This is a genomic window from Luteimonas abyssi (genome assembly GCF_001482195.1).
Taxonomy (GTDB): Bacteria; Pseudomonadota; Gammaproteobacteria; order Xanthomonadales; family Xanthomonadaceae; genus Luteimonas; species Luteimonas abyssi.
On the sequence record NZ_KQ759763.1, the window covers coordinates 978,253 to 1,002,755 of the forward strand.

Annotated in this window: 17 protein-coding genes; 10 read left to right on the top strand and 7 right to left on the bottom strand. The window is 70.8% G+C overall.

The genetic code is table 11. The features are described from left to right. The first annotated feature begins 12 nt into the window (after nt 1–12). The 6 genes from RG19_RS04030 to RG19_RS04055 all read left to right on the top strand — a co-directional run bounded on the left by RG19_RS04030 (nt 13) and on the right by RG19_RS04055 (nt 8,045). Entirely contained in the window at nt 13–1,662 is a 1,650-nt protein-coding gene (locus RG19_RS04030) for a (2,3-dihydroxybenzoyl)adenylate synthase (protein WP_058834144.1), read from the top strand. After that, nucleotides 1,662–2,297 (top strand): isochorismatase family protein, encoded by a 636-nt coding sequence (locus RG19_RS04035; protein WP_058834145.1) that lies wholly within the window; start codon nt 1,662–1,664, stop codon nt 2,295–2,297. The genes RG19_RS04030 and RG19_RS04035 overlap by 1 nt, the downstream gene beginning before the upstream one ends. Then, on the top strand, nt 2,294–2,557 hold the full coding sequence (locus tag RG19_RS04040; protein ID WP_058834146.1) for a phosphopantetheine-binding protein: 264 nt from the start codon (nt 2,294–2,296) through the stop codon (nt 2,555–2,557). Before RG19_RS04035 ends, RG19_RS04040 begins: the two co-directional genes overlap by 4 nt. Next, nucleotides 2,557–6,567: a non-ribosomal peptide synthetase gene (locus RG19_RS04045; RefSeq protein WP_058834147.1), complete on the top strand. Its 4,011-nt coding sequence runs from the start codon at nt 2,557–2,559 to the stop codon at nt 6,565–6,567. Before RG19_RS04040 ends, RG19_RS04045 begins: the two co-directional genes overlap by 1 nt. Before the next feature lie 186 nt (nt 6,568–6,753). Next, nucleotides 6,754–7,611, top strand: coding sequence for a 2,3-dihydro-2,3-dihydroxybenzoate dehydrogenase (locus RG19_RS04050; protein ID WP_058834148.1), 858 nt, complete (start codon nt 6,754–6,756; stop codon nt 7,609–7,611). Between the two features lie 74 nt (nt 7,612–7,685). Continuing rightward, nucleotides 7,686–8,045 carry a GFA family protein gene (locus tag RG19_RS04055; protein ID WP_058834149.1) on the top strand — a complete coding sequence of 120 codons (360 nt, stop codon included), beginning with the start codon at nt 7,686–7,688 and terminating at the stop codon, nt 8,043–8,045. A 340-nt stretch (nt 8,046–8,385) separates the two neighbouring features. Here RG19_RS04055 and RG19_RS04060 read toward each other — a convergent pair whose 3' ends face one another. The 4 genes from RG19_RS04060 to RG19_RS04075 are packed head-to-tail and all read right to left on the bottom strand — an operon-like array spanning nt 8,386 to nt 13,618. Beyond that, entirely contained in the window at nt 8,386–8,667 is a 282-nt protein-coding gene (locus RG19_RS04060) for a hypothetical protein (RefSeq protein ID WP_058834150.1), read from the bottom strand. After that, entirely contained in the window at nt 8,657–11,011 is a 2,355-nt protein-coding gene (locus tag RG19_RS04065; protein WP_058834151.1) for an FdhF/YdeP family oxidoreductase, read from the bottom strand. The genes RG19_RS04060 and RG19_RS04065 overlap by 11 nt, the downstream gene beginning before the upstream one ends. After that, nucleotides 11,008–11,892, bottom strand: coding sequence for a formate dehydrogenase accessory sulfurtransferase FdhD (gene fdhD, locus RG19_RS04070; RefSeq protein ID WP_058834152.1), 885 nt, complete (start codon nt 11,890–11,892; stop codon nt 11,008–11,010). Before fdhD ends, RG19_RS04065 begins: the two co-directional genes overlap by 4 nt. A gap of 43 nt (nt 11,893–11,935) precedes the next feature. Continuing rightward, nucleotides 11,936–13,618 carry an OFA family MFS transporter gene (locus RG19_RS04075; protein WP_058834153.1) on the bottom strand — a complete coding sequence of 561 codons (1,683 nt, stop codon included), beginning with the start codon at nt 13,616–13,618 and terminating at the stop codon, nt 11,936–11,938. 208 nt (nt 13,619–13,826) lie between these two features. Between RG19_RS04075 and RG19_RS04080 the strand changes: the two genes are divergently transcribed. Next, a complete protein-coding gene (locus tag RG19_RS04080; protein ID WP_058834154.1) occupies nt 13,827–14,927 on the top strand; it encodes a substrate-binding domain-containing protein in 1,101 nt (366 codons plus the stop codon). Between the two features lie 68 nt (nt 14,928–14,995). Next, nucleotides 14,996–16,138: a DUF5694 domain-containing protein gene (locus RG19_RS04085; protein WP_058834155.1), complete on the top strand. Its 1,143-nt coding sequence runs from the start codon at nt 14,996–14,998 to the stop codon at nt 16,136–16,138. 97 nt (nt 16,139–16,235) lie between these two features. Here the strand turns inward: RG19_RS04085 and RG19_RS04090 are convergent, their stop codons facing one another. Together RG19_RS04090 and RG19_RS04095 are read right to left on the bottom strand one after the other, a co-directional pair. Further along, entirely contained in the window at nt 16,236–18,596 is a 2,361-nt protein-coding gene (locus RG19_RS04090; protein WP_058834156.1) for an alpha/beta hydrolase family protein, read from the bottom strand. A 120-nt stretch (nt 18,597–18,716) separates the two neighbouring features. After that, the gene (locus RG19_RS04095) at nt 18,717–20,528 is read right to left on the bottom strand and encodes a DUF885 domain-containing protein (RefSeq protein WP_058834157.1); all 1,812 of its coding nucleotides are present in this window, start codon (nt 20,526–20,528) and stop codon (nt 18,717–18,719) included. 439 nt (nt 20,529–20,967) lie between these two features. On the opposite strand from RG19_RS04095, the gene RG19_RS04100 reads away from it, so the two are divergent. Beyond that, nucleotides 20,968–22,599: a TldD/PmbA family protein gene (locus RG19_RS04100; protein ID WP_058834158.1), complete on the top strand. Its 1,632-nt coding sequence runs from the start codon at nt 20,968–20,970 to the stop codon at nt 22,597–22,599. Nucleotides 22,600–22,632: 33 nt separating this feature from the next. Here the strand turns inward: RG19_RS04100 and RG19_RS04105 are convergent, their stop codons facing one another. Continuing rightward, nucleotides 22,633–23,406, bottom strand: a complete 774-nt coding sequence (locus RG19_RS04105; protein ID WP_058834159.1) for an SDR family oxidoreductase — start codon at nt 23,404–23,406, stop codon at nt 22,633–22,635. Between the two features lie 115 nt (nt 23,407–23,521). Here RG19_RS04105 and RG19_RS04110 point away from each other — a divergent pair, with 115 nt between their 5' ends. Next, nucleotides 23,522–24,466, top strand: coding sequence for a LysR family transcriptional regulator (locus RG19_RS04110; RefSeq protein WP_058836398.1), 945 nt, complete (start codon nt 23,522–23,524; stop codon nt 24,464–24,466). The last annotated feature ends 37 nt before the right edge of the window (nt 24,467–24,503 follow it).

Genomic DNA, 24,503 nt, shown 5'->3' on the forward strand with positions numbered 1-24,503 from the left:
TTCGAGGATGTGATGACCGACGCCCCCGCACCGCAGCGCGTGCCGCTGCGCCAGACCTGGCCGGACGAGTTCGTCGCGCGCTACCGCGCGGCCGGCCACTGGCGCGGCGAGACCTTTCCCGGCTTCCTGCGCGCGCGCGCGCATGCCTTCGCCGACGACGTGGCCGTGGTCGGCGGCGAGACCCGGCTGACCTACGGCCGGCTGTGGGCCGAGGCCGAACGCATCGGCGCCGGCCTGCTCGCGCGGGGGCTCGCCCCGGGCGACCGCGTGGTGGTGCAACTGGGCAACCTACCGGCGTTCGTCGCCGTGGTCTGCGGACTGTTCCGCGCCGGCCTGGTGCCGGTGTACGCGCTGCCCGCGCACCGGCTGACCGAAGTGGCGCACTTCGCGCGCACGTCCGGCGCCAGCGCCTACGTCTGCGGCGAGCGCTACGAGACCTTCGACTACCGCTCGCTGGCGCGCGAGCTCCAGGCCGCGGTGCCGGCGGTGCGGCACGTGGTGGTGGCGGGCGACGCCGGGGAGTTCGTCGCGCTCGACGCGCTCGACGGCCCGCGCGAGGCACTGCCCGGCGACCCCGATCCGCAATCCGTCGCGTTCCTGCAGATCTCCGGCGGCAGCACCGGGCTGTCGAAGCTGATTCCGCGCACCCACGACGACTACATCTACAGCTTCCGCGCCAGCAACGACCTGTGCGGGATCGGCCGCGACAGCGTGTACATGGTGGCGCTGCCGGCCGCGCACAATTTTCCGATGAGTTCGCCCGGTTTCTTCGGCGCGCTGTACGCCGGCGCGCGGGTGGTGCTGAGCCCGGGGCCGGGACCGGACGCGGCGTTTCCGCTGATCGCGCGCGAACGCGTGACCTGTGTGGGACTTGTGCCGCCGCTGGCGCTGCTGTGGGCGGATGCCGCCTCGAGAACGACGCACGACCTCTCCAGCCTGCAGGTGCTGCAGGTCGGCGGGGCCAAGCTGGTGCCGGAGGCCGCGCGCCGCGTGGTGGCGGGGCTGGGCTGCCGGCTGCAGCAGGTGTTCGGCATGGCCGAAGGCCTGGTCAACTACACCCGCCTCGACGACCCCGACGACCTCGTGTTGACCACCCAGGGTCGTCCGATCAGTCCCGACGACGAGGTGCGCGTGGTCGACGATCAGGACCGCCCCGTGCCCGACGGCGAGGTGGGCCATCTGCTCACGCGCGGGCCGTACACGATCCGCGCCTATCACGACGACGATGCGGCCAATGCGCGTGCGTTCACCGACGACGGGTTCTACCGCACCGGCGACATGGTCCAGCGCCTGCCCGGCGGGTACCTGGTGGTGCAGGGCCGCGCGACCGATCACATCAACCGTGCCGGGGAGAAGATTTCCGCCGAGGAGATCGAGGATCACCTGCTCGCGCATCCGCAGGTGTTCGATGCGGCGGTGGTGTCGATGCCCGACGATTTCCTCGGCGAGCGCAGCTGTGCGTTCGTGATTCCGGGCGATGCCCGGCCGCGCCCGGCCGAGCTCAAGGCCTGGGTGCGCGGCCGTGGGCTGGCGGCGTTCAAGGTGCCGGACCAGATCGTGTTCGTGGACGCCTTCGAAACCACCGCGGTCGGCAAGGTCAGCCGGCGCGAACTGCGCGCGCAGCTGCGTGCGCGTTTTCTCGCCGAGCAGGAGGCCCGGTGATGGGATTGCCCAGGATCGCCGCGTATGCGTTGCCCACCGCAGCCGAACTGCCGGCCCCGCGTGGCGCGTGGCGGCTGGATGCGGGCCGTGCGGCGCTGCTGGTACACGACATGCAGCGCTACTTCCTCGCCGCTTTCGATGCCGGGAACGCGCCGCTGGCGCCGGCCGTGGCCAATCTCGCCCGCCTGATCGCCCGGTGCCGTGCGCGCGGCATCCCGGTCTTCTACACCGCGCAGCGTGGCGATCAGGACCGGCGCGACCGCGGCCTGCAGGCCGATCTGTGGGGACCGGGCATGCAGGCGGTCGCCGAGCACGAGGCGATCGTCGACGCGCTGGTGCCGGCCGCCGCCGACATCGTGCTGGTCAAACACCGTTACAGCGCCTTCCAGCGCAGCAATCTCGACGCGCTGATGCGTGCGCGCGGCCGCGACCAGTTGCTGATCGGCGGTGTCTACGCCCACATCGGCATCCTGTCCACCGCGACCGAGGCCTTCCAGCGCGATATCGAAACCTTCGTGGCCGCCGATGCGGTGGCCGATTTCTCGCGTGCCGATCACGACATGGCGCTGGCCTGGATCGCGCGTACCTGTGGCGTGCCGCTGACCACCGCCGACCTGCTGGAGACACTCGCATGACCCCCGCTGCCTCTGCGCCGCTGACCCTGGAGCGCATGCGCGCCGACATCGCCGCGCTGCTCGACGAACCGCCCGAGGCCATCGGCGACGACGATCATCTGATGGATCTCGGCCTCGACTCGATGCGCGTGCTCGGCCTGGTGATGGCCTGGAGCGAGACCGGCATCGCGCTGGAGTTCCCGCATCTGGCCGAGCACACCACGCTGGCCGGCTGGTGGGGCGTGGTGCAGACCCTGCAGCGCGGCGCCGCGGAGGCCTGATGGGCGAGACGCCGTCCCGGCTTCCCGTGGCGCGTCCGGCCGGAACGTCGCTCGCGGCCTCATGGTCGACGCCGGTGCCGCTGACCGAGGCCCAGGCGGGGCTGTGGTACGCGCAGCGTCTGGCGCCGGACAATCCGGCGTTCAACACCGCGCATGCGCTGTGGATCGAAGGCGCACTGGACGTCGATGCGTTCGTGGACGCGGCGGACCGGGCGGCGGCCGAGGCGTCCGCGCTGGCATTGCGCATGCGCGAGACGGCGCAGGGGCCGCGGCAATGGCTCGATCCCGCGCACCGTCCGCGGCTGGACGTCGTCGACCTGAGCGCCGATGCGGATCCGGATGCGGCCGCGCGCGTGGCCATGGCGCGCGACCGCGGGACGCCGGTCGACCCGACCCGTGACCGGCTCGCGCTGCAGCGCCTGTATCGCGTGGGCGGCGAGCGGTGGGTCTGGTATCTGCGTGTGCATCATCTGGCCACCGACGGTTACGGCATGGCCTTGCTGACCGATCGGGTCTGCGCGCTGTATGCGCAGTCGCGGCTCGCCGTGTCCGTCGGCGACGGGGAGGGCGTGCCGGCCGTGGTCGCCGTGCCATCCGCCGGGGAGCGCCTCGCATCGCTGGACGGCGTGTTCGCCGAGGACGCCGCCTACCGCAGCGCGGAGCGGCGCGAGACCGATGCCGCGTACTGGCGCGAGACGCTGTCGGGCATGCCGGCCGCGGCGGGGCTCGGCGGCGGCCACGCGCCCGCCGCGCACGATTGCGTGCGCCATGTCGAACCCCTGGACCGCGGTTTCCGCGACAGCCTGATGCGCGCCGCCTCGGCGCTCGGGCACCCGTGGCCGGACGTGCTGACCGCCCTGACCGCCGCGTACTGCCGGCGGTTCGGCGGGCAGGGCGAGGCGGTGGTCGGCGTCCCCTACATGGGGCGCCTGGGCAGCGCATCGGCACGCGTGCCGGCGATGGTCATGAATGTCCTTCCGTTGCGGGTGCCGGCCATGGCCGAGGCCGATCCCGCGACCTTCGTCCGCACGATCGTGAAGGCGCTGGTCCGCGGCCGTCGCCACGGCCGCTACCGTGGCGAGCAGTTGCGCCGCGACCTCGGCCTCATCGGCGGACAGCGTCGCCTGCACGGCCCGCTGATCAACGTGCAGCCGTTCTATCGGCCGCCGTCCGTGACGGGCGCGCAGGCCGTTCTGGAGATCCTCGGCACCGGCCCGGTCGACGATGCGACGTTCGGTTTCCGCGGCGACGGCACCGCCGTGCTCGATCTGGAGATCGAAGCCAATCCCGCGCTCTACCGTCCCGACGACGTGGCCGCGCATGCGGCGCGCCTGCGCGCCTTTCTGGCGGCCGCATTCGATCTCGCGGTGCGACCGGATGCGTGCCTCGACGACGTGCCGTTGGCCACGCCCGACGAAGCGCGACGCGCGCTGTTCGACCTCAACGCCACCGCGCACCCGGTGCCGGACACGACGTTGGCCGCGCTGATCGAGTCGACGATGGCCGCATCCCCCGACGCGCCCGCGGTGGCGTTCGCAGGGCAGGTGCTGAGCTACCGCGAACTCGATGCGCGCAGCCGCGCGCTGGCGCAGGCGCTGCGCGCCCGGGGGGCGGGCCGGGACGCACGCGTCGCGGTCGCGTTGCCGAGGTCGCTGGCACTGGTGGTCGCCCTGGTGGCTGTGTCGCGGGCCGGAGCCGCGTATCTGCCGCTGGACGCCTCGCATCCGCCTGCACGCCGTGCGCGGATCCTGGACGCCGCGCAGCCGGTGGTGTTGCTGGCCGACGACGATGGCGTGGACTGGCCCGTCGACGTGCCGCGCCTGCCGTCGCACGACTGGCCGACGCATCCCACACCGGCGCCTCTGCCGCCGGTCGAGGGCGGCGATGCGGCCTATGTCATCTACACCTCGGGCTCGACCGGCGAGCCCAAGGGCGTGGTCGTCGAGCACCGCGCCATCGTCAACCGACTGCTGTGGATGCGCGACCATTACGGCATCGACGCCGACGACCGCATTCTGCAGAAGACGCCGGCGACCTTCGACGTCTCGGTCTGGGAGTTCTTCCTGCCGCTGCTGGCCGGTGCCACCCTGGTGGTCGCGCCACCCGATGCGCATCGCGACCCGGCGGCCGTCGCGCGGCTGATCCGCGAGGCCGGGATCACCACGCTGCATTTCGTGCCGTCGATGCTGGCCGCCTTCCTGGCCGCGCCGGATGCGCAAGGGCTAGCGGTCGATCGCGTGTTCGTCAGCGGCGAGGCGCTCGATGCCGATCTGCGCGATCGCTTCCACGCCACCCTGCGCGCCGAACTGCACAACCTCTACGGCCCCACGGAAGCGGCGGTCGACGTCAGCTACTGGGCGGCGGATGCCGACGACACGTCGCGCTCCGTGCCGATCGGTTTCCCGGTGTGGAACACGCGTCTGTACGTGCTCGATGCGCGCCTGCGGCCGTTGCCCCCGGGTGTCGCCGGCGATCTCTACCTCGGCGGCGTGCAGCTCGCGCGTGGCTACCTCGGCCGCGACGATCTCACCGCGGCGCGTTTCATCGACGATCCGCACCTGCCGGGGGAGCGTCTGTATCGCACCGGCGATCTGGCCCGCTACCGTGCCGACGGTGCGGTCGAATTTCTCGGTCGCAGCGATCACCAGGTCAAGCTGCGCGGCCTGCGCATCGAACTCGGCGAAATCGAGGCGGCGATGCTGGGCAGCGGACAGGCGCGGCAGGCCGCGGCGATCGTGCGCGAAGACCGCGCCGGCGACCGGCGCCTGGTCGGCTATGTCCAGCCGGTCCCAGGCTTCGTTGCCGACGCCCTGCGTGCGCACGTGGCCGCGACGGTACCGGACTACATGGTGCCGGCCGCCATCGTCGCGCTGGACGACTGGCCGCTGACCGCCAACGGCAAGCTCGATCGCGAGGCCTTGCCGGCACCCGCATTCGAGGCCGATGCGGTCGTCGCGCCGCGCACGCCCACCGAGGCGGCGCTGGCGGCGTTGTTCGCGCAGGCGCTGGGGGTGACGCGCGTCGGCGCGGATGCGGATTTCTTCGCCCTGGGCGGGGACTCGTTGTCGGCGGTGCATCTGCTGCTGGCGGTCCAGCAGCGGTTCGGGCGCGACCCGGGGCTGGGCGCCTTGTTCGCCACGCCCACGGTCGCCGCGCTCGCGGCGATCCTGGACGCCGGTGCGGACACCGCCCCCGATCACGGCCTCGCGCCGGTGATCCCGCTGACCGGGGGGCATGGCGCTCCCGGCGCGCCGCTGTTCGCCGTGCATCCGGCCGGCGGCATCGCCTGGTGTTATCGGGAGCTGGCGCGTGCGCTGGCGCCGGCGCGCCGGGTGTACGGCCTGCAATCGCCCGCGCTCGATCTCGCGCAAGCGCTCCCCGGCAGCATCGACGTGCTGGCGGCGGAGTACGCGAAGCGCGTGGTCGCGCTGCAGCCGGCCGGTCCGGTGCACCTGCTGGGCTGGTCGGTCGGCGGCATCCTCGCGCAGGCCATGGCGGTGCGGTTGCGGGCGCTCGGCCGCGAGGTCGGCGTGCTCGCGCTGCTCGATGCCTATCCGGCCGAGTGCTGGCGTGCCGAACCCGAGCCGGACGCCATCGCGGCCCTTCGCGCGCTGCTGGCGATCGCCGGCTACGATCCGCAGCGCTACCCGGAGCTGCGCACCCGGGAGGCGATCGTGGACTTCCTGCGTCGCGGCGACAGCGCACTCGGCAATCTGCCGGCCGCGGTGCTCGACGGCGTGGTCCGTGCGGTCACCGACACCAATCGGCTCGTGCGCCTGCATCGTCACGCGCGCTACGACGGGACCCTGCTGCATGTGCGCGCGGCCAACGACCACGTCGACCGGCCGCACCTGCAGGCGGCGCTGTGGCAGCCGCACGCGGCACAGGTCGAGGCGGTCGATGTGCCGTTCCTGCATGCCGAACTCACCGGTCGCGATGCCACCGCGCGTATCGCGCCGCTGCTGGAGAGGCGTCTGGCCCCGTTCGCGCGTTCGGCGGCACCGGACTGAGATGTCGTCGTTCCGGCCGGGGTGTGGCCCGTCATCACGAACGCGTGTTTCGGCACGTGGGTCGAGTGCCGCCATGCAGGCGGCGGTCCGCAGGTGACGTGGCTTTCGGATACCGAGGGCTTCGCATGAGGCGCGCCGCGGCCGGGAACCCTACTTCACAGGCATCAGATTCGAGAGGATTCAGCCATGCGTCTCACGGGGTTCGAGGGAAAGATCGCATTCGTCACCGGTGCCGCGGGCGGCATCGGCGCCGCGGTGGTGCGCCTGTTGCGAGAGAGCGGGGCCATCGTCGTGGCCACCGACGTCGAGGCGCCTGATGTCTCCACGCCGGTGCCGGCGTTCGGCGACGATCGCGCCGCGGGCGGCGGCCGGGCTTCGTCGCGTTCGGGCCTCGATGACGGACAGGGGCCTGTCCTCGGGGCCGGCTCGCGGCGGCATGCCCATGCGCTCGACGTGTCCGACGCCGATGCGGTGGCCGCGCTGGTCGCCCGGATCGAGGCCGAACTCGGTCCGATCGATCTCGGCGTCAATGTCGCCGGCGTGCTGTCCACGGCGTCCGTACTCGATCTCGGGACCGACGAATGGCGGCGCATCTTCGCGGTCAACACCGACGGGGTGTTCCATGTGTCCCAGGCCCTGGCACGCGCCATGGCGCCGCGCCGCCGCGGCGCGATGGTGACGGTGAGCTCCAACGCCGCCGGCATTCCGCGACAGAACATGGCCGCCTATGCGGCCTCCAAGGCGGCGGCCACGATGTTCGTGCGCTGCCTCGGCCTGGAGCTTGCACCGCTGGGCATCCGCTGCAACATCGTCGCGCCGGGCTCCACCCGCACGCCGATGCAGACCGGCATGTGGACCGATGCCGGCGGCGAGGCGCGCACGATCGCCGGGACCCTGGAGACCTTCAAGAGCGGCATCCCGCTGGGCAAGCTGGCCGAGCCCGAGGACATCGCCCACGCGGTGATGTACCTGCTGTCCGACCAGGCCGGCCACGTCGCGATGAGCGATCTCTACGTCGACGGCGGCGCCACGCTGCGGGGCTGAGGCGCATCGCGAGGGGGGCGGGTGGCATCATGCGGTCCGATGGCCCGCGGGGCCGAGCATGCGAGCGTCCGGTCATGAAGAAGATCGCGGCCTGCCACTGCGGCGCGGTGGAGATCGAGGTGGCCGGGTTTCCCACCGTCGTCACCGAATGCAATTGTTCGTTGTGCCGCAGCTACGGCGTGATCTGGGCGTACTACGACGCCGACGACGTGCGCTCGCTGCCGGAGGCGGCGCTGACCGCGACCTACGCGTGGAACGGCCGTCATGTGGATTTCCATCGCTGCCGCGCCTGCGGTTGCGTGACCCACTGGATGCCACGCGACGCCTCCCGCACGCGGCGCGGCATCAATGCGCGTCTGTTTCCCGTCGAGGTACTGGCCGCCGCGCGCGTGCGGCACCTCGATGGCGCTGACACCGGAACGTATCTCGATTGATGACGGCCGACCGGCCCCACGTCGCCCGGACTCCGGGCCGTCTGGTGGTCCGGCCGTACCTGCCCGGCGACGCCGTCGCGCCGCGGCCCGTCTTCGAGTCGTCGGTGCGCGGCCTCGCACGAGCGTTCTACACCGATAGGCTGGCCGGGTTCGGCTCGTCGCCGGCGTCGGGCATCGTGCGATCGTTGCAGCGCGACAGGATCGGGACCATGCCGTGGTCCAGGCTCGTGGGGCTGGCCGGCACGCCGCTGTGGCGGCGCAGACCTACCGGGCGTCGGTCGGGCACTGTCCACGCCCGGTCCGGCGTGGCGTGGCACGCAGGCGCTGCCCGGCTCGGCGTTCAGGGGCTCGGCATGGGGCCCTGTCCGCCGGGCAGAGAGGCCACCACGGCACGACCGGCATCGGTCAACCGGGCGAGTGTGCGCTCGCCGTCCTCGAACGTGCGGATCCATCCTGGCCCCGGCGCATCGCCGATGGTGTCCTCGCCCAGGTAGGTCAAGGTCCGCATCAGCACGCTCATGCGGATGCCGAGCCGCTTGCACAGCTTCGGCAGCGAGACGCCGTCCGGATGCGCCGCCAGCTCGGCCAGCAGCGCATGCAGCAATGTCTCGTCAGCGGACAACGGCGGCGGGGATGTCGCGCTGGCGCGGCGCCTGCGCGGCGGCGGGCGCCGCGTGCGGGGTGATCACCACCGGCACCGATTTCGAGGTCGGCGTGCGCGATTCGTCGGCGAAACTCGACAGCGGCACCAGCGGATTGGTCTCGGGGTAGTAGGCCGCCAGACAGCCGCGCGGGATGTTGTATTCGACGAGCAGGAAACGTGGCGCCTGCCGGCGCACGCCGTCGTCGCACAGGCTTTCCAGGTCCACCCAGTCGCCGGCCCTCATGCCGAGCGCCTCGATGTCGTCGGCGTTGATGAACAGCACGCGTCGCTCGCCGAACACGCCGCGGTAGCGGTCGTCGAGGCCGTAGACGGTGGTGTTGTACTGGTCGTGCGAGCGGGTGGTGGCCAGGGTGAACACGGGTTGCGTGCGATGTTCGCGGCGCGCGCGGTGGATCGGGTTGTCGGTGGGCACCGGGCAGGCGAAGAACACCGCCTTGCCGGCCGGGTTGGCCCACACACGGTCGCGCGCGGTGTTGGAGAGGCGGAAGCCGCCGGGCACGCGCACGCGGGTGTTGAAGTCGTGGAAATCGTCGAAGGTCTTCGCGATCAGGTCGCGGATGCGGTCGTAGTCCTCGACCAGATGCAGCCAGTCGATCTTCGAGCGTGCGCCGAGGGTGGCGTGGGCCAACCGCGCGACGATCGCAGGCTCCGAGAGCAGGGTGTCCGATGCCGGCGCGTTGATGCCCGACGACAGGTGCACCATGCTCATCGAATCCTCGACCGTCACGCCTTGCGGTCCGGCGGCCTGGATGTCGATCTCGGTGCGTCCCAGGCAGGGCAGGATCAGCGCGTCGGTGCCGTGGATCAGGTGACTGCGGTTGAGCTTGGTGGTGACGTTGACGGTCAACGCGCAGCTGCGCAGGCCGCGTGCGGTGGCCTCGGTGTCGGGGGTGGCGATGGCGAAGTTGCCGCCCATGCCGAAGAACACCTTCGCCCGGCCATCGATCATCGCCTCGATCGCGCCGACGGTGTCGTAGCCGTCTTCGCGCGGCGGCTCGAAGCCGAACACGTCGCGGATGCGGTCGAGGAACGCGGCCGGCGGCTTCTCGTAGATCATCATCGTGCGGTCGCCCTGCACGTTGCTGTGGCCGCGCACCGGGCAGGCGCCGGCGCCCTCGCGGCCGAGGTGGCCGCGCAACAGCAGCAGGTTGACGATCATGTTGATCGTCGCCACCGAGTGCTTGTGCTGGGTGATGCCCATGCCCCAGCAGGCGATGAGGCGCTCGCAGCCGAGGTAGAGATCGCCGGCGTGGCGGATCTGCGCCTCGTCCAGGCCGGACTCCTGCAGGATCGTCTCCCACGGCTCGGCCAGCGCCTCGGCGGCGAAGGCATCGAAGCCGGTGGTGTGTTCGGCGATGAAGGCGCGGTCGAGCAACGAGGCGCCGCCGTCGGCGATGGCCTCCAGGTCGCGTTCGAGCACGTGCTTGATCATGCCCTTGACCGCGGCCAGGTCGCCGCCGATCTTGAGCTGGAAGTAGTCCGACGAGATCTTCGTGGAACTGTTCGTCGCCATCTCCAGCTTGTCCTGGGGGTCGGCGAAGCGCTCCAGCCCGCGCTCGCGCAGCGGGTTGAACGACACGATCTTCGCCCCGCGCTTGGCCGCCTCGCGCAGTTCGCCGAGCATGCGCGGATGGTTGGTGCCGGGGTTCTGGCCGAAGATGAAGATGCCGTCGGCCTGCTCGAAGTCGTGCAGCGACACCGTGCCCTTGCCGACGCCGATCTGCTTCTTCAGCGCGGTGCCCGAGGACTCGTGGCACATGTTGGAGCAGTCGGGGAAATTGTTGGTGCCGTACTCGCGCACGAACAGCTGGTACAGGAACGCCGCCTCGTTGGAGGTGCGCCCTGAGGTGTAGAAGATCGCGTCGTCGGGCGAGGGCAGGGCGTTGAGGTGCCGTGCGATCAGCGCGAAGGCGTCGTCCCAGCTCACCGGCACGTAATGGTCGGTGGCCGTGTCGTAGCGCATCGGCGTGGTCAGGCGGCCCTGCTGTTCGAGCCAGTAGTCGCTGTATTCGGCCAGCTGGGTCACGCTGTACTGCGCGAACAGGTCGGGTCCGGCACGGAACTTCGTCGCTTCGGCGGCCACGGCCTTGGCGCCGTTCTCGCAGAATTCGAACGTGGAGGTGTGGTCGCGGTCGGGCCAGGCGCAGCCGGGGCAGTCGAAGCCGTCGGGCTGGTTGGCGCGCAGCAGGGTCTTGGCGCCGCTGACGGCGACCTTCTGCTCGCTCAGGTGGCGGGCGACGCTCTTCAGCGCGCCCCAGCCGCCGGCGGGACCATCGTAGGGGCGGATCGGTTGCTTGCTCATGCGGGAGAACTCCTGCCCGCGGTCGTCGCGGGGGCGGCGACCAGGCGGTGCGGATGGGTGTAGACGGCATGCCCGTCGTCGCGGGCGAAGCCGATCAGGGTGAGCCGGGCGCGTTCGGCCAGCGAGATCGCCAGGGCCGTGGGTGCGGAGATCGCGGCCATCACCGCGATGCCGGCGCTGGCCGCCTTCATCGCCATTTCGTAGCTGGCGCGGCTGGTGACCACCAGAAAGCCGTCGGCGGCATCGTGGCCGGCGGCATGCATCGCGCCGATCAGCTTGTCGAGCGCGTTGTGGCGACCGACGTCCTCGCGCACCAGATGCAGGCGGCCGTCGAGCGCCGCCCAGCCGGCGGCGTGGGTGGCGCCGGTCTCGGCATTGAGCGCCTGCATTCGGCGCAGCGCCTGCAGGGCCGTCCGCAGGGCCGTGGTGTCCACGCGCGGATCGGCCTGCACGGGATCCGGGCGTCGCAGCGCGGCTTCCAGCAGTTCGCTGCCGCACACGCCGCAGCCGCTGCGGCCACTCATGCTGCGGCGGCGCCGGTCCAGCGCCTCGGCGCGCGCGTCGGGGATGCGAATGCGGATCTCGATGCCTTCGAGCAGGTGCTCGACGCCTTCGACCTGCACGTCACCCGCGCGTTCGACGATGCCCTCGCTGAGCGCGAAGCCCAGCGCGAAATCCTCGAGGTCGGCCGGCGTGGCCATCATCACCGCGAACGGTGCGTCGTTGTAGACGAACGCGACCGGCACTTCCTCGGCGATGTGATCGTCCAGGCGCTGCAGGGTGCCGCCGCGCCAGCGGTCCACCGGGCGTCGCGCGCTGCCGGCCGCCGCCCCGGTGGGGCGGTCGGTCGGTGGACGGTGGTGGCGGGCGTCGTCTCGCATGGCCTCGAGCGTGGCGCACGCCGCGTGGGCGTGCGGTGGCGGATCAGCTGAACAGGATCATGGCTTTCTGCAGGGTGACCCACATGCCCCACAGCAGCGGCAGGCCGACCGCGGCCCAGGCCAGGCCGATCACGACCGGGTTGCCGCCGCCACCGATGCGGTCCATTTCCTCGGCCGAGACCAACGACTTGCCGCTCTCGTCGACCTTCTCGTGCGCGAGCTGCTTCTCGTGGGCCAGCTCGTCGTCGGTCATGAAGTGCTTCGGGTTGACCGGCCGCACCAGCAGGTTGCAGATCAGGCCCAGCACCAGCATGCCGGCGAGGATGTACATGGTGGTGTTGTAGACCTGCGACGGCGGCATGCCCAGGCCGAGCTGGTACTCGCGCATGTAGCCGATGACGAACGGGCCGAGGATGCCGGCGGTGGCCCAGGCGGTCAGCAGGCGGCCGTGGATCGCGCCGACGTGCTGGGTGCCGAACAGATCGGCCAGGTAGGCCGGCACGGTGGCGAAGCCGCCGCCGTACATCGACAGGATCACGCAGAACGCGGCGACGAACAGGGCGATCGAGCCGGCGTTGCCGAGCGTCGGCGCCATCGCGTACAGCGCGATGCCGAGCACGAAGAAAATCGAGTAGGTCATCTTGCGGCCGAACTTGTCCGACATCGACGCCCAGAAGAACCGGCCGATGATGTTGGCCAGGCTCAGCATGCCGACGAAGCCGGCCGCGATCGCGGCGATCGCCGACAGCTGCTCGCCGGTGAGCTCGCGGAAGCCGGCATCCACGCCGATCAGGCGACCGCCGAACATCTCCTGCAGCATCGGCGAGGCCAGGCCCAGCACGCCGATGCCCGCCGATACGTTGAGGCAGAGCACGCCCCAGACCAGCCAGAACTGCGGGATGCCCCAGACCTTCTTCACGTGCACGTGGCCGCGGGTGATCATCGCGTTGGTGCTCGCCGGCGGCGGGGTCCAGCCCTTCGGCTTCCACCCGGTGGGCGGCACGCGGTAGCCGAACGCGCCGGCCATCATGAAGACCAGGTACAGCGCCGCCATCACCAGGAAGGTTTCCTTCACGCCGACCGAGGTCGGGGTGGCGAAGTGGCGCATCAGGATGTCGGCCAGCGGGCTGCCGATCAGCGCGCCGCCGCCGAAGCCCATGATCGCCATGCCGGTGGCCATGCCGCGGCGGTCCGGGAACCACTTGATCAGCGTGGACACCGGCGAGATGTAGCCCAGGCCCAGACCGATGCCGCCGATCACGCCCGAACCCAGCCACAGCATCCAGATCTGGTGCAGGTGCACGCCGAGCGCGGAGATCAGCAGGCCGCCGCACCAGCACAGCGCGGCGACGAAGCCGGCCTTGCGCGGGCCGACGCGTTCCAGCCAGCCACCCCAGATCGCCGCCGAACAGCCCAGCAGCACGAAGAACAGCGTGTACATCCACTGCAGCTCGCTGATGTTCCAGTCGCAGCTGGCCGAGGTGATGCGGGCGAAGAAGCCCATCTCGGGGCCGCAGGCCACCGGAGCGTTGATGCCCACCGCCATCGACAGCGGCAGCCAGAACACGCTGAAGCCGTAGGCCATGCCGATGCACAGATGGATGGCCAGCGCGGCCGGCGGCACCAGCCAGCGGTTGAAGCCCGGCTTCGCGATGATCCGTTCCTTCGACAGCAGGCTGCCTTCTTTCCGAGCGGATGCGGGTAAAACGCCTTCATTGCCGGCCATGGGCCCCCCGTAGAGCGGTTGATTTATTGGGTTCCCCAGCAAATATGCTTTAAGCCGCATATTGGGTGGGACAAAGTGCCGCAAGGTTAGTGCAAAACGTCCAATATTTGCGTTTTCTGATGGTCGAATATTAGGCTTTATTGAGCATATTTAATCGGCGATCCGCAGTGCTGCGACGCCGCATGCGGGTCGACTCACGGGAGAGGACATGTACAAGGTGCGGATCCAGCCGGGTTGGGAACTCGAGAACAGTGCCGGCGACGCCTTGCCGCCACGCCTGATCGAACTGCTGGTCGCGGTGCATGGGGGCGGGTCGCTCGCGGCGGCGGCGCGCCGCGTCGGCCTGTCGTATCGCTACGCATGGGGCCAGTTGAACCAGGCGCGCGAGGTCTTCGGGCAACCGTTACTGCGCATGACGCGCGGCCGGGGTGCGCAACTGACACCGATCGGCGAACGCCTTGTCTGGGCCGACAGTCGCATCCGCGCGCGCCTGTCGCCGATGCTCGACAGTCTGGCGGCCGAGCTGGAAACCGAGCTCGAGCGCGCGGTCAGCGCGCATGCCTCGCCGCTGCGGTTGCATGCGTCGCACGGCTTCGGTGTCGAAGCCTTGCGGCGCGCGTTGTCGGATGCGGGCATTCCGCTCGATCTCAAATACCGCAGTCCGGACGATGCGCTGGTGGCCTTGCGCAACGGCAGTTGCGATCTGGCCGGCCTGCATCTGCCGATCGGCGAGATGGAAGGCACGATCGCGGTCCACTATCTGGACCGGCTGGACCTCGTCGGCGATCGCGTCGTGCATCTGGCGATGCGGCGGCAGGGCCTCGTGCTCGCGCCCGGCAATCCCCGCGGCATCCGCGCGCTGGACGACCTGGCCGCGCCGGGTCTGCGCTTCATCCACCGGCAACCGGGCTCGGGGACGCGCCTGCTGCTGGAGCACCTGCTCGCGCGCGAGGGCATCGCGTTCACCGCACTGGGCGCGTGCGACGTCGAGGAACTGACGCATGCGGCCGTGGCCGCATATGTCGCCAGCGGACTGGCCGACGCCGGCCTCGCGCTGGAGCCACCGGCACGCCGCTACGGGCTGGAGTTCGTGCCGCTCGCCACCGAACACTACTTCTTCGTCTGCCGTGCACAGACGCTCGAAGGAGGGCACCTGGCGGACCTGCTGGACGTGCTGCGCGGCAGTACGTTTCGGCATGCGCTCGGGCAGTTGCCCGGCTACGACCCCAGCTACTGCGGCCGCGTGCAGACGTTGCCCGAGGCGTTTCCGTCGCTGCGGATGCCGAGTGGGGATCGATCGGCCGGGTGACGATCCGCACTGCGGCCCGGGGCGCGGTGTTTGCGAGGATGAGCGCATCGCATCGAAGGGAGAACGGCGTGAAGGCACGCATCGATCCGAACCGTTCGGCCATGACGGGGCTTGCCGTCGCGGCGCTGTCGCTGTCGTTGGGGCTCGCCCACGCGCGCGACGGGGCGTTCCCGCCCGGCCAGGCCGTGGCGGCGCGCCTGACCGGCCACATGGCGCCACGCCTGCAGAACGAGATCATGGTGCTGGGGACTGCGCACCTGGCCGCATTCCGCGACTGGCTGGAACCGGCCCAACTGGACGGCACGCTGGATGTCCTGGCGCGGTTCGCGCCCACCCGCATCGCCGTCGAGCGGATGCCGCCCGACGAGATCGCGCTGCTGCTCGAGCGCCGGCAGCACGACCCCGTGGCCGGCAAGGTGATCGACCAGTTCGCGCGTGCGATCGTGACCCACGGGGCGGCCCTGCAGGCCGCGCTGGGCATCGACCGGATCGAGGCCGCGCGCCAGGCCGGGGCGATGCTTGCCGACAGCGGCGCTGCACTGGACGAGACCGCGCGCGTCGCCCTGGTCGCGCGGCTGCTCGCGGCATACGAATACGACTCGGCGGTCCTGCAATGGTCCTATCTGGCGCCATCCGCGCGCGCGGAGACGGATGGGCTGCCGGACGAAGTGCGCGAGGCGCTGGACCGGCGGCTGCAGGGTCGCGACGAGATCGTGTTGTTGGTGCACCCGTTGGCGCACCGGCTCGGCCTGCAGCGGCTGTACCCGGTCGATAGCCAGTACGGAGGCGCGCGGACGTCGGCGTTGCCGGAACAGGCGCTCGGCGAAGCGTCGCAGCAGGCTTGGGGCGACGCTTGGCGCGCATCGGACGCCTGGCGGCGCATCGAGGCCGCGCAGGTGCAGGCGCGTGAGAGCGGCGACCTGCTGGACTTCTACCGCACTACGAACTCCGAACAAGGCCAGGGCGACGATGCCGAACAATGGATCGGTTGGCTGGACCAGTCGCGCGCAGATGGCATCGACCGGTTCCGCTACGCGATGTGGGAGCTGCGCAACCAGCGCATGGCGGCGTATGCGATGGATGCCGCCGCGTCGACGGTGCCGGAGCGGGTGCTGTTCGTCGTGGGCAGTTCGCACAAGGCCTACATCGACCGCGCGCTCGCGCCGCAACTGGGCGTGAGCCTGGTGCAGTTCCAGGATTACGCCGACTGACCGGCCCGGCCGAAATCCGCCATGCGGACCGGTGCGCGGCGCATCCCGACGGCGCATGGCGCGGGGGGCGGTGCGCCGTCGGGCGTGACGCATCGGATCATGGCCCCCGGGCCGGTCCCGGCACGTCGGGGCTGCCGACAGCATCGATGCCGGAGGCGGGGACCAAGGCCACGCGCGACAGGGCGACCACCCCCTGCGGCGAGCGGTCGAACACGAACGCGATCTCCTGCAGGGCGCCGGGATCGAACGTCGGATTCTCGGCGACGAAATCCCGCAAGGGCAGGATCCAGGTCCGGAACAGGGGTTCCGGACGGACCTGCCCGCGCACCCAGGCTGCCTTGAACAGGTCCGGCTGCTGCACACGTTGCAGCGCGCCGTAGCGGCCGAGCGGCAGGGTGGCGGTCTGCCCGCTGCGATCGGTCACGCGCACGCTCAGGTCGAGCGGTGCATCGGGGTCGCCTGCGTCCGGCGCATCGCTGGCGTCGGTATCGGGTGTGCGGCGCGGCGTCGCGCCGGTATCGGCCATCGCGAAGCTGAGTGCATCGGCGGTGGGCAGCCCGTCGGGCAGGCGCAGCGCGAAATGCGCCGGATCGGCGATGCCGCGCCAGCCCAGCCAGACCGCGCTCGTGTCGCGCAGGCCGCGGCGCAACTGGATGCGTTGTTCGCGCCAGTCGGTCAGGCGATGTTGGGACAGGCGTACGCCGGGCAGCGATGCGGTGGTGGGGTCGAGATCCTCGTCGAAGGTCGCCAGCGGCATGTCGCCCGCGGCGACGTACTCGGTGTTGTACACACCTTCCGGCAGCCACGCCGCGCCGGTGCGCGGGTCGTGGAACAACGGGCGGTAACGAGCGTCGTCGCGCAGGCTCGCCTCGAGAAACGCGCCGACGAAGGTGCCCGCGATGTGGCGCTGGCGTTCGCCCGGCATCAGCGGCGCGAGGTTGAGCAGCCAACCCAGCGGACGCGGCATGTCGTAGCGGCCCCACACGGTATTGAACTGGCCGTGATTGCCGCCGGCGAAGTGCACCGCGCTGCGGAATCCCGTGCCGCCGGGCGAGTAGGCGATGCGGTCGAACTGGCGGACGCCGTCGAACGAGAACATGTCCGCATCCTGGCCGCCCTGCAGGGTCAGGTAGTCGATGTCCCGCAGCGGCGGGCCGCGCCGCCCGGGGCGGTATTGCCCGTCGGTCGGCGACAGCGCGACGATGGCGCGGATGTCGTAGCCGTAGTCGAAGGCGAAGGTGGCGTCGTCCGGGTAGGCCGGGAGCCGGTTGAAGGCTGCGGCGATCGCGACCGCTTCGCCGCCGCGCGAATGACCGATCAGGGCGATGCGCCCGGTGTCCACGCGGCCGGCGAGCGGGTGGCCCGGGCTCGCGTTCCAGCGATGCCACAACCGCAGGTGTTCGAGCATCAGCCAGGCGCGGGTCTGCGTTTCGCCGCTGGTGCCGCCCTGGGTCAGGTCGGCCACGCCGGAGTTGAGGAAGTTCTGGTCCACCGACACCGCGATGTAGCCACGGCTGGCCAGGCGTTCGCCGAGCCAGGCGTAGCCGGGGTCGGAGAAGCTGTCCATGAGGTGGTTGCCGTGCACGATCAGCACCAGCGGGAAGGGGCCTTCGCCATCGGGCAGCCAGATCCGCCCCTGCAGCGGCAGGTGGCCGGGGTCGATGCCCCAGTATGCGGCGCGGATGCGCGCGGGAGCGCCGTCGCCCCAGTCGAGCAGCCGGGATGCGTCGACGGTCGGGGCCTCGAGGTCGGCATCCTGGCCGTACTCGGGCCGCCGGCGATCTTGGCCGCTGCCGTAGGTGAGGACGGTGTGCGACCACTGGCCGGCCGCGAACGGGTCGGGCGCGGCCAGCGCCGTGGCGCCGCGCGCCCAGTCACCCGCATCGGGACTGCCCGGGCGGCCGGCGTCGGCCAGCCACCACACCGCGAAGGCCAGGGTGCCGGCGCCCGCGAGCACGAGGCCCACGGCGACCAGGACGCCCGGGCGGTCCCGACGACGGCGCGCGCGCACGAGCCAGCGGGTGCCGCCGGCGACCGCCGCCGTCGCCAGCGCGCAGGCGAGCGTGACCTGGATCGCGCCGTTGCGGGTGGCGAGGAAGGACAGCAGCGGGACGGCCGTGGCGACCGCGACCGCGACCGCGCAGAGGAAGGCCACGGGCAGCGAGAACAGCAGGCGGCCGGCGACGACCAGCAGGCAGGTCACGACCGCCAGGACGCCCAACCGCCACGCGGCATGACCGATGCCGGCGACATCGGTCGCCGAAGCGCCGAGAGCGGCGATGAGCAACGGCAGGCCGGCCATGACGATGCCCGCGGCCAGTGCGCCCCAGGCCGCGGCGCGCCAGATCGCGCGGGCATCCTGCGACCGGTGGAGGCCCTCGGAGCGTGCGCGCAGACGACTGCGCCAGCCGGGCCTGGGTGATGCGGAAGGGTGGGACGAGGTACTGGCAGCGGGCATGTCGCGGTCTCCATGACCTGGATGGATGGCTGCGCCACGGGGTTGGCGACGGGATCGAGAAGAACGGCGCCAGGGGGCGGCGCCGTTGCGGGAGTCAGCGTGCGGCCGGCGGCCGCGGCGTCACTCGATCGGCTCGTCCAGGATCAGCTGACGCACGAAGCGCACCGGCGGCGCGCCCTTGGACAGCACCTCGTCGTGGTAGGCCTTGAGGTCGAACGCGTCGCCGCGCGCGGCCTCCACCGCCCGGCGCATGTCGAAGTGCTCCTGTGCACCGACGAAGTAGGTCGGCAACTGCGCCGAACTGACCTGGGCGCGGATCCACTTGCCCGAAGCCTCGCTTTCCTGCTGGAACGTGGTGCGGACCATCAGTTCCATCGCCCGGTCGCGGTCCCAGCCGTCGACGTGCACGCCGATGTCGAGGATCGCGTTGGCCACCGCGCGCAGATAGAACTTCAGCTGCACCAGGCGGAACAGCGGGTCGTGGTCGAGATAGCCGGCCTTGGCCATCATGTCCTCGGTGTAGACCGCCCAGCCTTCCGCGAACGGACCCGAGCGCAACACCGCGCGCAGCGTGGACGGGTGGTCCACCGAGTGCGCGCCTTCCAGGTAGTGGCCTGGCACGCCTTCGTGGATCGACAGCAGGTGGATCATGCGGTCGTTGTATTCGCGCAGGAACGAGGTGGCCTGCTCGTCGCTCCAGTCGTCGGGAATCGGCGAGATCGCGTAGTAGGTCTCCAGGCCCTTGTCGAGCGGACCGGGCGAGTCGCAATAGGCGACCGCGACGCCGCGCTGGAACTCCGGCATCTCGATGATCTTCACCGGCGCGTCGGGCATGGTGACCAGGTCGTGCTCGCGGGTGAACGCGGTGGCGATGTCGAGCGTTTCGCGGGCGAACTCGAACACTTCGTCGCGCGCCGGGCGTTCGGCGTAGGCCAGCTCCAGTGCGGCTTCGATCGCGGCCTGACGCTGATCGTCGTCGGGCTGCGCCGGCATCTCCGGCGCATCGGCATGATCGGCCAGCACGGTCTGCGCGATGGTGTACATCTCGTCGCGGACGCCGGCGATCTCGGCCTCGGCACGCTGACGGATCTCCTCGCGCGAGAGCGACGCGTTGAGCGAGTAGCGCAGCTTCTCGTCGAAGCGCTCGGCGCCGAGGCGGAAGTCGCCGGATGCGGCGGGGACCAGGGGGTCGTCGATCCAGGTCTGGTGTTCCTCGACGGCGTTGCGCAGGCCGGCAACGGCCGCGTCGAGACGGGTCCGGGCCTCACCGTCGAGCTCGCCGGCATGCGGCACGATGAACTCGTCGACCAAAGTCAGCAGGCCCCGGTGCTGGCGCGAGACGGTCTCGGCGTGGATCTTCGGCACCCGCGCCGGGTCGAGGTTCTCGCGCATCTGCGCGAACAGGGTCGGCAGCGCCTCCATGCGTGCGGTGGCCGACGCCAGGCGCTCGGGCAGCGGGGCGAAGTCGCGCGCCATCAGGTTGTAGATCGCGCCGCCCGCCAGACCGTTGTAGATCAGCGGATCCCAGGCCCAGGCCTGCAGGGTCTCCACGCTCCAGATGTTGGCCTCCAGACGATTGCGCAGCAGCAATGCGTCGACCTGGTTCTCGCGGCTGAGCTGGCCGGCGTCTATCCCGTCGAGTTCGGTCAGCAGGCCCCGGTTGGCATCGACCGAGCGCTGGCGCGCATCGGCGCTCAGGTCGTCGATGGCGTCGTCATAGCGGTGCTCGCCGGTGCGGGTGGCGCCGATCGGCGCGCGTTCGAACCACTCGGCCAGGGCGCGTTCCGACAGTGCGGCGAACGCCTGGTCGGCCTCGCTTTGCGCGGCGGCATCGGTGGCGACCGCCGGCGCGTCGGCGGAGGGCGCGGGGGTGGACGGCTGGCAGCCGGCCAGGACGGCGAGCAGGGACAGAGCGAGCAGGCTGTGACGCATCGGATGACTCCAGAAAGAACGGGCGACGTGGGGCGCGTCGTCGCGGATGGAATGGAACGGGCGCGACGCGCCGGTGGCGGGTGTCGCGGGCGCTGCAGGTGCGATTCGACCGGCTGCGGGAGCGGGTGACCGATCGCGTCGGCATCGGGGCGGGACGCGTGTCGAGTCCGTGCCGGCCCGCCGGCGTCGGGTGACGACGGCCGGCGGATTATGTCGTGGCGCGCGCTTGCACGATACAGGGCGGAACGTCATGCGCACGGCATTGCGTGCGCGCCGTCGCCACTTGATGTCGGCATGCATGACCATTGGCCTATGCCCGTGTCGACGCGGTGTGCGGAGAATCGGGGATGGGTCGGGTGCGTTCGAGGACGCGCCGGGTCCAGCGGCCCCGTGCCGCGGTTTTCGCATCGCGCCGCGGTGCCCATCAGGAGGACTCCCCGTGAAACGACGCGACTTCATCGCCCTCGGCGGCCTGGCTGCGGCCGGTACGCTCATGCCGGCCTGGTTCGGCCGTGCCGTCGCCAGCGACGTGCTGGCCACGCCGCTCGAGCAGGCCTTGAAGAAGCCGCTCGCCGACGCCGGTCTCGAGGCCGCGCGCAGCGCGGGTGCCAGTTACTGCGACGTACGCATCGGTCGCTACCTGCGCCAGTATGTGATGACGCGCGAGGACAAGGTCGAGAACGTGGTCAACGGCGAATCGATCGGTGCCGGCATCCGGGTGATCGTCGATGGTGCATGGGGCTTCGCGGCCACCAATGTGCTGACCACGCAGGCGATCGCCGATGCCGCGCGCCAGGCCGCGGCCATCGCGCGCGCCAATGCGCGCCTGCAGGAAAGCCCGGTGCAGCTCGCGCCGGCGCCGGCGCTGGGCGAGGTCGCCTGGCGCACGCCGATCCGTCGCAACGGCATGGAGGTTCCGGTGGAGGAGAAGGTGGACCTGCTGCTGGGCGTGAACGCGGCGGCGATGCAGGCCGGCGCGAACTTCGTCAATTCGCGGATGTTCGTGATCAACGAGCAGAAGTATTTCGCCTCCACCGACGGCTCCTACATCGACCAGGACGTGCACCGGATCTGGGCGCCGTTCACGGTCACCGCGGTGGACCAGTCCAGCGGCAGGTTCCGCACCCGCGACGGGCTGTCCGCGCCGATGGGCCTGGGCTACGAGTATCTCGACGGCGACCGTTCGCAGCGGTTCGAACTGCCCGGTGGCGTGGTCGCCTACGGACAGAGTTACGACATGCGCGAAGACGCCGTGGCGGCGGCGGGCCAGGCGCGCGAGAAGCTCTCGGCGCCGTCGGTGGAGCCGGGCCGCTACGATCTGGTGCTCGATCCGACCAACCTGTTTCTCACCATCCACGAGAACGTCGGCCATCCGCTCGAGCTGGATCGTGTGCTCGGCTACGAGGCCAACTACGCCGGCACCAGCTTCGCCACGCTGGACAAGCGCGGCGAGTTCCAGTGGGGCAGCGACATCGTCACCCTGTTCGCCGACAAGACCCAGCCCGGCAGCCTCGGCGCGGTGGGTTACGACGACGAGGGCGTGCAGACCAAGCGCTGGGACCTGGTGCGCGACGGCGTGCTGGTCGATTACCAGGCCACCCGCGACCAGGCCCACATCCTCGGCAAGACCGAGTCCGACGGCTGCTGCTACGCCGATTCCTGGTCGAGCGTGCAGTTCCAGCGCATGCCCAATGTGTCGCTGGCCGCGGGCACGACGCCGCTGTCGGTGCAGGAGATGATCGCCGGCGTCGAGCGCGGCCTCTACGTGCACGGGCGCGGCTCGTACTCGATCGACCAGCAGCGCTACAACTCGCAGTTCGGCGGTCAGCTGTTCTACGAGATCCGCAACGGCGAGATCGCCGGGATGGTGGAGGACGCCGCCTACCAGATCCGCACGCCGGAGTTCTGGAACGCCTGTTCGGCGATCTGCGACGAACGCGATTTCCGCCTGGGCGGCTCGTTCTTCGACGGCAAGGGCCAGCCGGGGCAGGTCTCGGCGGTCTCGCACGGCTCGGCGACCACCCGCTTCGACGGCATGAACATCATCAACACCGCGCGCTCGCTGGGCTGAGCGCGCGGTGCGTCCGGCGCACGCGCCCGCGGATCAGCGGGTGGTGTAGCCGCCGTTGACCAGGATCGTCTGTCCGGTCATCCACCAGCCGTCCGAGACCAGGAAGCGGATCCACGGCACGATGTCCTCGATGTCGGTCAGTCCCGTCTTCGACGACGGCGACAGGGCGGCGGCGGTCTTGTGGTACGCCACGGCGTCGTCGCTCTCGGCCGGGTAGAAGAACGGCGTGTCCATCGGGCCGGGTCCGATCGCGGTGACCGAGATGCCGCGCTCGCCGAACTCCTTGGCCGCGGCACGCGTGTAGTGCTCGACCGGCGCCTTGGTGCCGGCGTAGCTGGCGTAGAACGGGGTGAACGCGCCGAGCAGCGACGTCACCAGCGTGCAGACCTTGCCGTTGTCGGACAGCGTGCGGCCCGCCTCCTTGAGGAAGAAGAACGCGGCCTTGTTGTTGACCGCGTCCATCTGGTCGAACTCGGCCTCGGTGATCTCGACGAACGGCTTCTTCAGGACCCGGCCGACGGTGTTGACCGCGATGTCGATGCGACCCATCGCCTGCCGGGCGTCGGCGAACAGGCGCTCGGCGGCGTCGGCCGTGGTGAGGTCGGCCTGGAACAGGTGCGCCTGCGCGCCGGCATCCCGGACCGCCGCGGCGGTCGCCTCGGCCTCCTGCCGGCTGGCCTCGCTGTTGTAGTGGATGGCGATCGCGGCGGCGCCGTGACTGGCGAGGTCGCGCGCCAGCAGGCCGCCGAGGTTCTTGGCGCCGCCGGCGATCAGAACGGTCTTGCTTTCGATGTGGTGGTCGGACATGGCTGCACTCCGGATCGAATGGCGCGGGGGCGCCGGGATCGTCAGGCTATCTGCTGGAAACCATGGATAAAGAGGCGCCTAATGGCTTCTCATGTCGGAATTTCTGGATAATCGCGTGGACTACATCGACCAGTGCCGGATCTTCATGCGCGTCGTGGCCTGCGCGAGCTTCACCGGCGCGGCCGATCAGTTGAGCCTGCCGCGGTCGACGGTGTCCGAGGCGGTGCGCCAGTTGGAGCAGCGGATGGACGCGCTTCTGCTTCACCGCACCACCCGCCGCGTGGCACCGACCCGGGACGGTCTGCTGTTCCACGCCCGCTGCGAACGCATGGTGGCCGAAGTGGAGGCCACCCAGCAGATGTTCCGCCAGAGCCCCAGGACACTGTCCGGGCAGCTGAAGGTGGATCTGCCCGCGCGGATCGGGCGACTGATCGTCGCGCCGGCACTGCCGGACTTCCTGCATCGCCACCCGGGCCTGGATGTCACCCTCGGCATGACCGACAGGGCGGTGGACCTGGTCGCGCACGGGGTGGACTGCGTGCTGCGTGTCGGGCCCCTTCCGGATTCGAGCCTGGTCGCGCGCGGCCTGGGGCAGCTGCCGCTGATCAACGTCGCGAGCGCCGATTATCTGCGCCGCCACGGCACCCCGGAACACCCGTGCGACCTGGATGAGCATCTCGCGGTGCTCTATGCATCGCCGACCAGCGGCCGGGTCGAGCCCTGGGAGTGGGAGGATAGGGGCGGCGTGCACACGCGACGCGTCGCGGGCCGGGTGACCGTCGACAGTGCCGAGGCCTACATCGCCTGCTGCCTGGCCGGTCTCGGCCTGATCCAGGTTCCGGCCTACGACGTCCAGGACGAGATCGCGCGCGGGCAGCTCGTGGAGGTCATGCCGGCATTCCGGGCCGAACCGATGCCGATCACGTTGCTGTATCCGGATCGTCGGCAAGTCTCGGCTCGGCTCAGGATCTTCGGCGACTGGTTGATGGCGCTGATCGCGCGCGAGACGCGCCGGCATCCGATCGGCGCGTTCGACGCCGGTGGTCGATCGTCCGGGTGACGTCATCCGATCGTCGCGAATAGGCCGAAAGTCATTT

Excerpts from the sequence above, each read along its gene's own strand:
- RG19_RS04030 (WP_058834144.1), top strand. The coding sequence starts at position 13 with ATGACCGACGCCCCCGCACCGCAGCGCGTGCCGCTGCGCCAGACCTGG.
- RG19_RS04035 (WP_058834145.1), top strand. The coding sequence starts at position 1,662 with ATGGGATTGCCCAGGATCGCCGCGTATGCGTTGCCCACCGCAGCCGAA.
- RG19_RS04040 (WP_058834146.1), top strand. The coding sequence starts at position 2,294 with ATGACCCCCGCTGCCTCTGCGCCGCTGACCCTGGAGCGCATGCGCGCC.
- RG19_RS04045 (WP_058834147.1), top strand. The coding sequence starts at position 2,557 with ATGGGCGAGACGCCGTCCCGGCTTCCCGTGGCGCGTCCGGCCGGAACG.
- RG19_RS04050 (WP_058834148.1), top strand. The coding sequence starts at position 6,754 with ATGCGTCTCACGGGGTTCGAGGGAAAGATCGCATTCGTCACCGGTGCC.
- RG19_RS04055 (WP_058834149.1), top strand. The coding sequence starts at position 7,686 with ATGAAGAAGATCGCGGCCTGCCACTGCGGCGCGGTGGAGATCGAGGTG.
- RG19_RS04065 (WP_058834151.1), bottom strand. The coding sequence starts at position 11,011 with ATGAGCAAGCAACCGATCCGCCCCTACGATGGTCCCGCCGGCGGCTGG.
- fdhD (WP_058834152.1), bottom strand. The coding sequence starts at position 11,892 with ATGCGAGACGACGCCCGCCACCACCGTCCACCGACCGACCGCCCCACC.
- RG19_RS04075 (WP_058834153.1), bottom strand. The coding sequence starts at position 13,618 with ATGGCCGGCAATGAAGGCGTTTTACCCGCATCCGCTCGGAAAGAAGGC.
- RG19_RS04080 (WP_058834154.1), top strand. The coding sequence starts at position 13,827 with ATGTACAAGGTGCGGATCCAGCCGGGTTGGGAACTCGAGAACAGTGCC.
- RG19_RS04090 (WP_058834156.1), bottom strand. The coding sequence starts at position 18,596 with ATGCCCGCTGCCAGTACCTCGTCCCACCCTTCCGCATCACCCAGGCCC.
- RG19_RS04095 (WP_058834157.1), bottom strand. The coding sequence starts at position 20,528 with ATGCGTCACAGCCTGCTCGCTCTGTCCCTGCTCGCCGTCCTGGCCGGC.
- RG19_RS04105 (WP_058834159.1), bottom strand. The coding sequence starts at position 23,406 with ATGTCCGACCACCACATCGAAAGCAAGACCGTTCTGATCGCCGGCGGC.